The organism is Mycolicibacterium sp. 624 (assembly GCF_040548615.1).
GTDB lineage: Bacteria > Actinomycetota > Actinomycetes > Mycobacteriales > Mycobacteriaceae > Mycobacterium.
Genome location: NZ_JBEPRZ010000001.1, coordinates 550476 through 563497 on the forward strand (window position 1 = coordinate 550476; position 13022 = coordinate 563497).

The window sequence follows — 13022 nt, forward strand, 5'->3', positions numbered from 1 at the left end:
CACGTGAGTACACCGCTCCAACGGATTTTCCGCGCCCTCAACGCATCCCATCGACGCTTTCCCGCCGGAACGCGTGCATCCCGTCGTCGACACCCAGATAGGACCATCCGAGAGAGGTGAACAAACCGAACGCGGGCTCATTGTCCAACTCAACGTAAGCACACCAGAAGTCCGTGGGCGGATGCCCCGGCCACCGAGTCGTCATATCCACAGCCACTGCACCCAAGCCTTGTCGGCGGTGGAGCGGAGCCACTGCAAGATCGGTGATCGCGTGGCCCATCGCAGGTGCGCCCCACACACACCCCACGACTGCGACTGGATGGTCACGCTGCTCGACGACAAGCTGCACACCGTCACGCTCCTCCAGCACGTGCGCGAGCCATTCCTCATCCATCGGCCCAAGCCGACGATCGAGCTCGCGATCAGCGAACCACTCGCGATACCAGTCCCAGTCCGCGCGGGAGAACCGTCGAACGGTCAACACGAACTCCTCGATGCCTGGGCGTCATCCGGATGTCGGTCGGCGGGGGTGACGGTCTCCCATCTGCCGAACAGGTGCAGACCCAGACTCGCCGCTAGGTTGACCGACGCGGTGTTGTCGACCTGGCATCGGTACTGCGGTTCGTGGCCGTGAGCGAGCGCGTAGCGAAACATGGCGCGTACCACCTTGCTGGCGTATCCACGGCCTCGGGCGGACGTGCGGGTGAGGACTCCGAGATCAACCATCGTGGACTCGTCGTCCCATGGATACATGCTGGCCGCGCTGACAAGACGACTGTCCTCGTCGAACGCGCCGAAGACTGCCCAGTGGTCTAGTTCAACGCTTGCGTCATCACGGTCCTGCTCGGACGTCGCGGCTTCGAATGAGGCGAATACGTCGACGTCGTCGCCCGTGAGCCGGCGGACACCGGGACCGTCGGTCTCTGCGAGCATCTCGACCTCCGCGGACTCAGTCAGGCAGAAGATGTTGTCGGCGCCGTGCAAGACGATCTTCTCCGCGGCCAGGGCCGCGCGGATTCCATTCTCGGACAGAGTTTCAGCAGGGCTGGAGCGGAGGCCGATCGCGCCAGCGACAGCAGGGGTGAGCGCGATCGAAACGCGATCATCAGCTGCCGTCCACAAGACAGTGACCCGCTCGTCGTCGTCGAGGCTGGGGTTCACGACGACCGTCAAGCGTTCGTCGCTGTGCACCACGTCTCCGGTGAACGGCGCAAGCCAGCAGTCGGCGACGACCGGCGAGAATTCGGGCATGAGTCTCCTGGGAGGTTTGGGGCGAAGCCTGGGTCGGCACCAAATCTGAAGCGGTGGAACTAAGTCCGCTCGCCGTGTCCAATGACCATGGCTCCGTTCGCCTCGTTCATGACCGTCCAACCCCATATGGTGCGCTTGCTCTCCAAATTCGTTTGCTGCACCAAGTCTTGACAACAACCGGAGGCATGGCAATCGGTTTTCCTGCCCTGATCGATCACCGAGACTGCTGGGAGATCGCGATCTCGTCGAGTATCGCGATCTCCCAGCAGTCTCGCGGGGTGGTGACCTCAGTAGCGGACGCCCTCCAACAGCGGCGGGTACACGCCGGAGGGCTCGCCGTCGATGGTGCTGCCCGCGAACTGCAGCATCGCGCGCAGGTCACCGTTGAGTTCGGCGGGGTAGTTAAGCACCGGGGTCGACGCCTCGTCGAGGCGGCGGATCTGGTCGGCGCTGAGGGTGACGTCGAGGCCGGCGAGATTTCCGGTCAGGTGCTCGACGCGGCGCGCGCCGATGATCGGCACGACAGTGCCCGGGCGGGACCGCAACCACGCCAGCGACACCGCGGCCGGGCTCGCGTCGATCTCCTCGGCGACGGACGCGACGACGGCGATGACGGCGAACTGCTCCTCGCTGGGCCCACCGACGAAATCGGCTCGCGCGGAGTCGGTGACCTGTTCGCCGCGGCGGTACTTGCCCGACAGGAAGCCGCCCTTCAGCGGACTCCACGGCAGCAGTGCCATACCGGTATCGAGCGCGAGCGGCGCCACCTCACCCTCGACGGTGCGCGCAAGCAACGAGTACTCCACCTGTAACGCGATGAGCGGCGTCCACCCCCTGAGCAGCGCGAGGGTCTGTGCCTGCGCCGTCACCCACGCCGGGGTGTTCGAGAAGCCGATGTAGCGCACGGTGCCCGCGCGGACCAGATCGTCGAGCGCCGACACGGTCTCCTCGATCGGCGTGTGCCGGTCCCAGTTGTGCATCCAGTAGATGTCGACGTGATCGGTATTGAGCCGGCGCAGGCTCTCATGCAGTTGGGCGCGGATCGACGAGCGGCCCGCCCCGCCGCCGTTCGGGTCGCCGGGATACATGTTGGTGAAGAACTTCGTGGCGAGCACGACCCGGTCGCGAAGCCCTGGACGGCCGGTGAAGTAGTCGCCGAGGATCTTCTCGGAGTGGCCATTGGTGTAGAAGTTCGCGGTGTCGATCAGGTTGCCGCCGAGGTCGAGATAGGTCGACAGGACACGCTCCGACTCCTCGACAGTGCTGCCTGCGCCGCCGGGGTCGGTGCCGAATGTCATCGCGCCGAGCGCGAATGGGCTGACCCGCAGGCCCGACCTGCCGAGGGTGACGTAGTGATCCAGTGACATGAAATTGCTCCTTGAACAGTCGATACGGTGTGCACTCATCGAATCGCGGAGCCCATCGGCGGGGTAGACCAAAGCCGTCGCGTGATTGCACGATCCTGCTCGATTCGCGAGGATCGTCTTGCCGTACGCCGACCCGGGTGCTTCCGTGTATCCATGCACTCCCGCGCCGACTTGCTCGACGAGATTCGCCACCGCATCTCCGTACACGCGCGGCCGGACATGCGCACCGCCATCGACGGCCTGCTGCTGTCGAGGGTCACCACCGACGCCGTCACACCCGACTACACGCTGACCGAGCCACTGCTGGTGCTGATGGCCCAGGGCGGTAAGCGCCTGCTGCTCGGCGATCGGACGTACGAGTACCGCGCCGGCCAGTGCCTGGTGATCACCGCGACAGTTCCGGTCACCGGCCACCACATCGACACCAGCGTCCAGTCGCCGTCGCTGGGCCTGGGCCTGGTGCTGCGACCTGCGGACGTCGCCGAGCTGATCCTGCAGGGACCGGCAGGATCGCGGGCCAGGTCGGACGACGTGTCGGCCATCAGCACCGGCGACGCCGGGGTGGACCTGCTCGACGCCATGGTGCGCATGCTGCGGCTGCTCGACAACCCCGCAGACGCCGCCGTGCTGGCACCGCTGGTGCAGCGCGAGATCCTGTGGCGGACCCTGACCGGACCGCAGGGTGCGGCGCTGCGCAACATCGGTCTGGCGGACAGCAACCTGTCGCATGTGAGCCGTGCGATCACGTGGGTGCGCGACAACTACGCGGAACCGGTGCGCATCGATGACCTGGCGCAGCTGGCCGGGCTGAGCACGTCGGCCTTCCACCGCCACTTCCGCGCGGTCACGGCCATGACGCCCCTGCAGTTTCAGAAGCGCATCCGGCTGCAGCACGCGCGTTCACTGCTGCTGGCCCAGCGCAGTGACGTCGCCACCGTCGGCCACGAGGTGGGCTATGACAGCCCGTCGCAGTTCAACCGCGAGTACCGCCGGCTGTTCGGCGCCCCACCGGGCCGGGACGCGTCGCGGTTACGCGATGACGCAGGCCCAGTTGCGCATCTGGTCTGATCATGGCGAACCAGAATTGTTGAATCGTTGTGACTGTCAGGCGAACTGCTGCGTGCCGAGATTGGGGGTGCTGTCCGTCCCGGAACGGAAGGCTCGTAGCCGCAGGCTGTTGCTGACGACGAAGACGCTCGAGAACGCCATCGCGGCACCGGCGAGCATCGGATTGAGTAGCCCGAGCGCGGCCAGTGGGATCGCGGCGACGTTGTAGGCGAACGCCCAGAACAGGTTGACCTTGATTGTCGACAATGTCTTGCGTGCCAGCCGTATTGCGTCGGCGGTCGATCGAAGGTCGCCGCGCACCAGGGTCAGGTCGGCGGCTTCGATTGCAGCGTCGGTTCCGGTGCCCATCGCCAGGCCGAGATCTGCTTGCGCGAGTGCGGCGGCGTCGTTGACGCCGTCGCCGACCATTGCGACGACCTTGCCCTCGGCTTGCAGCCGGGTCACGACGTCGACCTTTTCCCGTGGCAGGACTTCAGCGATGACCTGCTCGATCCCGACCTGCTCGGCGACCTGCTCGGCGACGGTTCGGTTGTCGCCGGTCAACAGAACTGGGGTCAATCCCAACGCCTTGAGTTGGCCGATGGCTTCGGCGCTGGTGTCCTTGACTGCGTCGGCGACCACCAGCACGCCGCGGGCGGCTCCGTCCCACGCAACCACAACCGCGGTCTGCCCGGCCTTCTCGGCAGCCCCCTTGGCGGCGGTCAGGTCTGCGTTCATCGTGATTGACCAGTCGTCGAGCAATGACGCTCGTCCCACGACCACGAGGTGTCCGTCGACGATCCCCTGCACGCCCCTGCCTTCGATGTTCTTGAAGGACTCCGGGGTGGGCAGAGTGCCAACCCGCTGTGCTGCGCCTTTGGCAATCGCCTGAGCGATCGGGTGTTCGGATGCGTCCTCGACGGCTCCGGCGAGCCGCAACACCTCGTCGTCAGTGGTGTCAGCGGCGGTCGTGACACCGAGCAGGGTCATCTTGCCGGTGGTGACCGTTCCGGTCTTGTCGAGCACGATGGTGTCGATCTTGCGCGTCGATTCCAGCACCTCGGGGCCCTTGATCAGAATGCCGAGCTGGGCGCCGCGGCCAGTTCCGACCAAGAGTGCGGTCGGGGTCGCCAAGCCGAGTGCGCAGGGGCACGCGATGATCAACACTGCGACTGCAGCGGTGAACGCGGCCGAGATTCCGAACCCGCCGCCGAGCCACACCGCAAGGGTGGCGACTGCGATACCGATCACGATCGGCACGAAGACACCGGAGATCTTGTCCGCCAAGCGCTGGACCTCGGCCTTGCCGGATTGAGCGTCCTCGACCAGCTTGGCCATCTGCGCGAGCTGCGTGTCCGATCCGACCCGGGTGGCACGCACTACCAGGCGTCCGCCTGCGTTCACGGTTGCGCCGACCACGGTGTCGCCTTCGGTGACTTCGACCGGCACCGATTCACCGGTCAGCATTGACGCGTCGACCGCGGAGGTGCCGTCAACGATGACGCCGTCGGTGGCGATCTTCTCGCCTGGCCGCACGATGAACTCGTCGCCGACTGCCAGGTCCTCGGTCGGGATTCGGGTCTCTACGCCATTGCGCAGTACCGCAACGTCTTTAGCGCCCAACTCCAGAAGTGCCCGCATGGCCGCACCGGCTTGACGCTTCGATCGCTTCTCGAAGTAGCGTCCGGCAAGGACGAACGTGGTGACGCCGGCGGCGACCTCCAGATAGATGTTGGCGGACCCGTCCCCGGGGGCGATGGTGAACTCGAACGCGTGCGTCATCCCGGGTACCCCGGCTGTGCCGAAGAACAGCGCATACAGCGACCACAGGAAGGCCGCGGAGGTGCCCACCGAGATGAGGGTGTCCATCGTCGCAGCGCCGTGCCGGAGGTTGGCGAACGCGGCCTTGTGGAACGGCCATGCGGCCCAGACGATCACCGGCGCGGCGAGCGCCAGCGACGCCCACTGCCAGTAGGTGAACTGCAGCGCCGGAGCCATCGCAAGGACGATCACCGGCACCGACAGCACGATCGAGCCGATGAGACGGTTACGCAGGGTCGTCAGCTCCGGATCCTCGCGCTGTTCGTCGGCGTCCGACACTGAGTCCTTGGCGGCCGGCACGGCGGCGCCGTAACCGGTCTTCTCAACCTCGGCGATCAGGACCGCGGTGTCGAATCCGGGCGGGGTACTGACGCGGGCCTTCTCGGTGGCGTAGTTCACCGTCGCCGAGACGCCGTCGAGCTTGTTGAGCTTCTTCTCGATCCGCATGGCGCATGACGCACAGGTCATTCCGCTGATGTCGAGCTCGATGCTCTCTGCATCCGGCGTCTGCGGCTGAGCGGGCGATGTCGTCATGTGATCAGTCCTTCCATCGTGCTGCCGGTCAGTGACCGGCGCCGGAGTGTCCGTGCTCGGGCGAGCCGGCGGTGGCATTGCCTGCAGCCGCGGCTGGTGCCGCGGTGACCGTGAACTCTGCGGTGCGGACCTGTCCGTCCACCTTGAAGTCCAGGTACAGCAGGTACGTGCCGTCGGTGGGTGCAGCCGCCATGAAATCGATGTCGGGGCCGGGCTTGGTGACTCCGTCGCCCGGCTCACCCATCGGGTGCACGTGCAGGTACCCGAGGTCACCGACCCGCAGCGCCACCAAGTGCCCGTACGCGGCAAGATATGGCTCTAGCGTATTCACCGGCTGCCCCGCGCGGGTGACAGTGAACGTCAGGGTCGAACTTGTGCCGACGCCGAGCGATCCGCCGAGGGTTACGGTGAGGTCGTCGACCGTGGCGACAGCGGATTCCGGCGGCAGCGGCCTCGGTACGAAGTCGCCTGCGACCGAGGTGGTCGAGGTGAGTGTCACGTTGCTGCCAAGGTCCGTGGGAACGACGTCGGCGAAGATCCGGTAGGAGCCTGCCGCATTCCACCGCCACGGAATCGACCACGAGCCGTCACCGTCGTTGGTGGGGTGCACGTGCCGGAACTCGGCGCCGTCGCTACGGACGACAATCAGGTGCAGGTCCTTGTCGTGGGCGGTGTCGTACTCGGTGACCGCAACTCCGCCGGGGCCGGTCAACCGGAACGACAGCGTGCCGTCCTGTCCGACGGCGCCGGGTGCTGCCACGTCGCGGATCTGATACCCACTGCGTTCGATCGATAGACCGGGCATCTCGACCGAGCGTGGTGATTCGGTGGTGTCGGCGCGGTGTTGTGCTCCGTGGTCCATCTGCGCTGCCTCTGCTTGACTTTTCCACGACGCGGACGCGTCCGTGGGGATGAATGCGCGGGCCCCGACGAAACCGACGACGAAGATCGCCACCAGGCCTACGCCGTACAACCCGAGCTTTGTCGGTGCGCGCATGTCAGGCACGCACTCCGGCATACCCGGCTTCCTCGACGGCAGCCAGGACCGCAGCGTCGTCGAGTTCACCCGTGCTGGTCACCGCGAGTATGCCGGTGGCTGCCGAGACGTCGATATGTTCGACGCCTGCAATCTGGCTGACTTCCCGGGTGATCGCGCCCTCGCAATGTCCACAGGACATTCCGGTCACTTGGTACGTGGTCGTAGTCATCGGCTCTCCTTCACATCCACCACTATACCCTGTGGGGGTATGTGGCACTACGAACCACACCATACCCCTACGGAGTATTTCGTCAAGACTGGCGTCGGAGGTTCGGCAGCGGCCACGGCTCCGCCGAGCAGCAGCAACCGAGTCCGGCACGTAGGTCAATTGCCCCGGCGACCGCGGTCCCCCGGGCCCCGGTCGTGGACCACGACCGGGGCGTCCAAGACAAGACCGGGCTGGGCATCACCAACGTCGTCAAGCAACTCCGGCCGCTGCGCCTCAGTGGGCCGGAACCGGGATCTCGCTGGTGTCCTCGTCGGGGGAATCGTCGGGTTTGGCGGCCCTCCGACCAATCACCGAGGTGGGGAGCACCTTGATCGGCCACCAGAACCAGCGACCCAGCAGCGCCGCAACCGTCGGGGTCATGAACGCGCGGATCACGAAGGTGTCGAACAACAGGCCCAGACAGATCGCGGATCCCACCTGACCGATGGCGATCAGGTCGTTGGTGATCATCGAGCCCATGGTTATCGCGAACACCAGGCCCGCCTGTGTGGCCACGCTCCCGGAACCGGCAACCCCGCGGATGATCGACGTTTTCATGCCGGCGTGCAGCTCTTCCTTGAACCGGGACACCAGCAGCAGGTTGTAGTCCGATCCCACAGCCAACAAGATGATGACCGTGATCGGTAGCACGAACCAGTGCAGCTGCTGGCCGAGAATGTGCTGCCAGATGAGCACCGAGAGCCCGAACGACGAACCCAGCGAGATCGCGATCGTTCCGACGATCACTATGGCCGCGACGATGCTTCTCGTCATGGCCAGCATGATGATCAGGATGAGACTGAGCGCCGCGATCACGACGATCATCAGGTCGTACTTCGTGAACTCCTCGATGTCGTGATACGTCGCGGCGGTACCGCCGAGATACAGTTCGGATCCCTCCAGCGGCGTGCTCTTGATGGCTTCCTTCGCCGCCGTCAGCTCCGCCGGTGTCGTGGCGAGCGCCGCAGGTCCCGCCGGATCACCCACATGCGTGATGATCATCTGCGCGGACTTGCCATCCGGTGATACCAGCAGCTTGAGGCCCTTCTGGAAGTCCGGGTTGTCGAAGGCCTCCGGCGGCAGGTAGAAGTAGTCGTCGTTCTTCGCGGCGTCGAAGGCCTGACCCATCGCGGTCGCTGTGTCGGTCATGCGACTGATCTGGTCAATCATCCCGTTGAAGCTGCTGTACATGGTGAGCATGGTGGACCGAATGTTCTTGGAGATTGCGATCATCGGCGGCAACTGGGCGACCAGCTGCGGCATCAGCGCATCCATTTTCTCCATATTGACCAGCATCGAAGCCATGTTCTCGCTGAGCTTGTCGATCCCGTCAAGGCCGTCGAACAATGACCGCACCGAAAAGCAGATCGGGATGTTGGCGCAGTGCGGTTCCCAGTACAGGTAATTGCGCACCGGCCGCCAGAAATCGTCGAAATTAGCCATGTGGTCACGCATTTCGTCGGAAGTCGCTTGCAAATCCTTCGCATTGCCGACCATGTCGTGGGTGATGTCGGCCTGTTGCTGCATGAGGCCGTGCATGCGTTCCATGATGGCGATCATCGCACCGAGTTCGTCGGTCATCTCGAGCATGTCGCCCATACGGTCCCTCATGAACTGCAAGTTCTCGGTCATCGACACCGACTGCATGCTCACCTGGAACGGGATCGAACTGTGGTCGATCGGCGCCCCCAAGGGCCGGGTGATGCTCTGTACCTTGTTGATTCCCTCGACGCGGAGGATGTTCTTCGCGATCCTGTCCAGGATCAGCATGTTGGCGGGGGTGCGCAGATCCTGGTCGGCCACGATCAACAGGATGTCCGGGTCCATTTTAGCCTTGGAGAAGTGCCTGTCCGACGCCTGATAGCCCTGAATGGAAGGCATCCTGTCTGGGACGTAATACCGGTCGTTGTAGTTGACCGTGTACGACGGCAGCACCCCCAGACCGATCAGCGAGACAACCATCGTCACGACCAGAATCGGTCCCGGCCAGCGCACGAGGGCGGTGCCGATCCGGCGCCATCGCCGGGTCGTGATCTTGCGCTTTGATTCGAGCAACCCGAAGCGGGTGCCCACTAGCAGCACCGCCGGCGTGAGCGTGAGTGCTGCGGCGACGATGACAAGCATGGCCACGGCGTTGGGAATACCCACCGCTGCGAAGTACGGCAGCCGGGTGAACGTCAGGCAGAGCGTCGCACCCGCAATCGCCAAACCCGACCCGAGCACGACATGCGAAACGCTGTGATATGTCGTGTAATACGCCGCAATACGATCCTGGCCGGCCGCTCGCGCCTCGTGGTATCGGCCGAGGAAGAAGATTGCGTAGTCGGTAGCTGCCGCGATCCCCAGCATCGTCAGCAGGTTCACTGCGAGGTTCGACAGTTCCATGACCTGGTAATGCCCGAGGATGGCAACCACTCCGCGCGCGGCACTGAGCTCGACGAAGACCGTGATCGTGACGAGCAACATCGTCGCGAAGGAGCGATAGATGATCAACAGGATGAGAGCGATGATCGCGAAGGTGATCAACGTCATCATCAGCTGGCTATCGTCAGCGGCGGAATTCAGGTCCATCGTGAGCGCGGCCGGACCGGTGACGTAGACCTTCAGCCCGGGCGGTGGATTGCTTCGATCGACGATATCGCGTACCGCTTCGACGGATTTCTTGGCCGGCGTAGTCCCCTGGTCACCAACCATATTCAGTAGCACGTAGGCTGCCTTGCCGTCCACGCTCTGCGACCCGCCCGCGGTGACGCGGTCGCCCCAGAAGTCCTGAACGTGGTCGACATGCTCATGGTCATCCTTGAACTGAGCGACCAGGCCGCGATAGTAGTCGCGCGCCTCGTCGCCGAGTTCGGTGTCGCTTTCCAGCAACACCATGACCATGCTGTCGTAACCGAACTGATCGAACTCTTCGCCCAGCTTCTTGAGCGCCTTGTAGGACGGCGCCTCCTGGGACGCCAGCGAGACCAGGTTCGCTTGCCCCACCTTTTCGAGCGACGGCACAACGACGCTCACCGCCACCATCGCCACCAGCCACGCCACGATCATCAAACCGGGCACCCGGCGGATGGCCGACGCGACGCGGGACGGCTTGGCAGCGGCCATGAGTGTTCTCATGCGGACTTCACCAAGCAGAACACCTGCGCGTTATGGGCGGTCACCGATTGCTCGTCGCGGACCACGCCGTTGACGGTGATCCGGCAGCCAAGCGTGCCGCTGTCCCCCTGCGCGACCACATTGGCGAAGACCGACATCAGTTTCGTCGAGATCGTGTACGACCACGGCAATGTCGTGAAGTTCGCGTGCTGCGGCTGAGCATGCTCGTCGAGGAAGTTCGCCTGGCCCGTCGTTCCCGCGGGACCGAACACCTCATAGATTACGTCTTTGGGAATGACGGGTTCGGATCCATCCCTGATGGCGCTCGGATCATCCGTTGTCGAACCGGCCACCCCATGCAGCCGAATCACCGCGAACACAGCGATCGCAACCACCACCACCACGACCATCGGTATCCACATCCGCTGCATGACCCTAAACATCTCTCGTCCCTTCAAAGCGTCAGCCATACCGGCTTTAACAACTGCAGAATCGGCGCGCTGTCCGCCTGCGCCGAGCTGTCGATCATCTGCCGGGAGCGTACACCCCATACCCCTATGCCGTATACATGACCGCCGCGCGGGCGCACGGTAGCCGCATCCTCGATCCACTGATGAACGTTGTTGCGTTGTGCCACAGAAAAACCCAGGCTGTCGCGGGCGCTGCGGAGGCGACCTCCAGCCAGAGGCACGGCGGCGCGCAACAGGTTGTGTGCGATCGCAGCGCACAACACGCAGGACGAGTTCGCGACGAAGCGGCCCGAGGAAATGTGGACCGAGGGCTCGTCGACCAGGTCGGCGAACCCTGGTTTCGTTGATGGCGTGGCGGCGGTGGGCGAGGTCGGCATCGGCGATGGGGTTGCCCGGACGGTGATCCCATCGGTGGTGGAACCGCAAGTGGCATAGATGATTTCAACGAAAACGATGCACCCGGCGCTCAGCGACACCCCGGAGATCACCGGGGCTGCGGTGTCGGTGCCGATCGTGGTTCGCAGCGGGACAGCCCCTTGAGAGAACCTGCGGACATGGCTGCGGTCAGCGTGGCCAATTTCCCAAAGCCTCTTGCATGACAACCATACCCTGGTAGGGTATCGCGAGCGCCTTGCTACGGAGCGTAGTCGACGCGAAGCACGCACCCCTGTTCAAGCTCTCGGTGCCTGGCCAACGATGACCAGACACCCAATACTGGTACGAGGTAACGAAAATGTCAGTCGCATCACCTCCCCCCTCCCGGCGTTGGTGGGCACTCGCACTGATCGCCACAGCTCAGTTCATAGTCATCATGGACACCTCGATCATCGGTGTCGCATTGCCCCGTATGCAGGAAGATCTCGGCTTCTCGCAGGAGAATCTGTCCTGGGTGTTCAACGCCTACGTGGTCGCTTTCGGCGGATTGCTCTTGCTCGGCGGTCGCCTGTCCGATCTCTTCGGGGCTCGCCGGATGTTCAGTGTGGGATGGGGCATCCTTCTGGTCGGGTCTGCCGCGGCCGGCCTCGCTGGCACCGTGGGCGTCGAACTTGCCGGCCGGGCCGTGCAGGGCGCCGGGGCGGCTCTCATCGCTCCGTCGGCCCTGACCCTTTTGATGATGTTCTTCGGTTCAGACCCGCGTGAGTTGACGAAGGCCCTGGCTCTTTACGGCGCCGCGGCCCCAGCCGGGGGCACGGCGGGTGTGTTTCTCGGCGGCGTGATCACCGAGTACGTGTCGTGGCCATGGGTCTTCTACATCAACATTCCGGTCGCGGCGCTCGCGCTTGTCGCCGCGCCAGCGCTGATGCCTGCTGGTGGCACCAGCGCCAGGGGCGCCGTCGACGTAGCAGGCGCGCTCACAGTCACCGGGGGTCTCGGCGCGGCGGTGTACGCCATCGTCCGGGCTCCCGAGGTCGGATGGGGCTCCGTTCAGACGTGGGGCGTGCTCGCCATCTCGGTCGTCCTGCTTGGAATCTTCGTCGGAGTGCAGGCGTCCCGTCGTGAACCGTTGATGCGCCTGACCATCTTCCGTACGCCGAACCTGGGTGCGGCCAACATCGCACAGCTGCTGCTCGGCGGTGCGTGGATCCCGATGTGGTTCTTCCTCAACCTGTACCTGCAGCAGGTTCTCGGCTACAGCGCCTTCCCCTCCGGTGCCGCCCTGCTGCCGATGACCCTCCTCATCATGATCGGAATGATCGCCCTCGCGCCGCGCGCGATCAACCGCTTCGGACCCAAGACCATGATCGTGACCGGCCTGGTGATTCTCGCCATCGGCATGGGTTGGCTGTCCCTCATCCGGCCTGATGGCAACTTCTGGGCCGACGTCCTGCCCGCGTCACTCGTGGCGGCACTCGGTATGTCGCTCGCCTTCATACCCTCACTCGGAACCGCCATCTCGTCCGCCCGGCCCGAAGAGGGCGGCCTCGCGGCGGGGATCGTCAACACTAGCTACCAGGTCGGTTCCGCACTCGGCCTAGCGGCCATGACTGCCATCGCCGCTTCCTACGGCGCGGACCAGCTCGGCGACCCATCCGCGCTCACCGACGGCTTCTCGTCCGCCTTCCTCGGGGCCGGTCTGGTCGCCCTCGCGGGGGCAGTGATCGCTGCACTGACCCTCCGCACGCCACAGCCCGAAGGTCCCGTTCCCGGCAGCAAATCCGCTGCAGAGCACGCCTGAACGCAGGCCAGCT

10 protein-coding genes and 1 pseudogene are annotated in these 13022 nt (G+C 64.7%); 2 read left to right on the forward strand and 9 right to left on the reverse strand.

Annotated features, from left to right (window positions below):
• Window positions 1-37: 37 nt before the first annotated feature.
• The 3 genes from ABIA65_RS02505 to ABIA65_RS02515 all read right to left on the reverse strand — a co-directional run bounded on the left by ABIA65_RS02505 (window position 38) and on the right by ABIA65_RS02515 (window position 2618).
• The gene (locus ABIA65_RS02505) at window positions 38-481 is read right to left on the reverse strand and encodes a GNAT family N-acetyltransferase (RefSeq protein ID WP_354522501.1); all 444 of its coding nucleotides are present in this window, start codon (window positions 479-481) and stop codon (window positions 38-40) included.
• On the reverse strand, window positions 478-1251 hold the full coding sequence (locus ABIA65_RS02510; RefSeq protein ID WP_354522502.1) for a GNAT family N-acetyltransferase: 774 nt from the start codon (window positions 1249-1251) through the stop codon (window positions 478-480). Before ABIA65_RS02510 ends, ABIA65_RS02505 begins: the two co-directional genes overlap by 4 nt.
• Before the next feature lie 287 nt (window positions 1252-1538).
• Complete coding sequence (locus ABIA65_RS02515) at window positions 1539-2618, reverse strand: aldo/keto reductase (protein WP_354522503.1); 1080 nt, start codon at window positions 2616-2618, stop codon at window positions 1539-1541.
• A 153-nt stretch (window positions 2619-2771) separates the two neighbouring features.
• Here ABIA65_RS02515 and ABIA65_RS02520 point away from each other — a divergent pair, with 153 nt between their 5' ends.
• Window positions 2772-3686: an AraC family transcriptional regulator gene (locus ABIA65_RS02520; RefSeq protein WP_241401923.1), complete on the forward strand. Its 915-nt coding sequence runs from the start codon at window positions 2772-2774 to the stop codon at window positions 3684-3686.
• A gap of 36 nt (window positions 3687-3722) precedes the next feature.
• Here ABIA65_RS02520 and ABIA65_RS02525 read toward each other — a convergent pair whose 3' ends face one another.
• From ABIA65_RS02525 to ABIA65_RS02550, 6 genes and pseudogenes are all read right to left on the reverse strand, one after another.
• On the reverse strand, window positions 3723-6020 hold the full coding sequence (locus ABIA65_RS02525) for a heavy metal translocating P-type ATPase (protein ID WP_241401924.1): 2298 nt from the start codon (window positions 6018-6020) through the stop codon (window positions 3723-3725).
• A 28-nt stretch (window positions 6021-6048) separates the two neighbouring features.
• Entirely contained in the window at window positions 6049-7017 is a 969-nt protein-coding gene (locus ABIA65_RS02530; protein ID WP_354522504.1) for a DUF8832 domain-containing protein, read from the reverse strand.
• A gap of 1 nt (window position 7018) precedes the next feature.
• Window positions 7019-7228 carry a heavy-metal-associated domain-containing protein gene (locus ABIA65_RS02535; protein WP_241401926.1) on the reverse strand — a complete coding sequence of 70 codons (210 nt, stop codon included), beginning with the start codon at window positions 7226-7228 and terminating at the stop codon, window positions 7019-7021.
• A 273-nt stretch (window positions 7229-7501) separates the two neighbouring features.
• Window positions 7502-10384, reverse strand: a complete 2883-nt coding sequence (locus ABIA65_RS02540; protein ID WP_354522505.1) for an MMPL/RND family transporter — start codon at window positions 10382-10384, stop codon at window positions 7502-7504.
• Entirely contained in the window at window positions 10381-10806 is a 426-nt protein-coding gene (locus ABIA65_RS02545; RefSeq protein ID WP_241401928.1) for an MmpS family transport accessory protein, read from the reverse strand. The genes ABIA65_RS02540 and ABIA65_RS02545 overlap by 4 nt, the downstream gene beginning before the upstream one ends.
• A gap of 212 nt (window positions 10807-11018) precedes the next feature.
• A pseudogene (locus ABIA65_RS02550) lies at window positions 11019-11220 on the reverse strand (IS1380 family transposase); the annotation flags it as partial.
• Between the two features lie 346 nt (window positions 11221-11566).
• Here ABIA65_RS02550 and ABIA65_RS02555 point away from each other — a divergent pair.
• Complete coding sequence (locus tag ABIA65_RS02555) at window positions 11567-13009, forward strand: MFS transporter (protein ID WP_354522506.1); 1443 nt, start codon at window positions 11567-11569, stop codon at window positions 13007-13009.
• The last annotated feature ends 13 nt before the right edge of the window (window positions 13010-13022 follow it).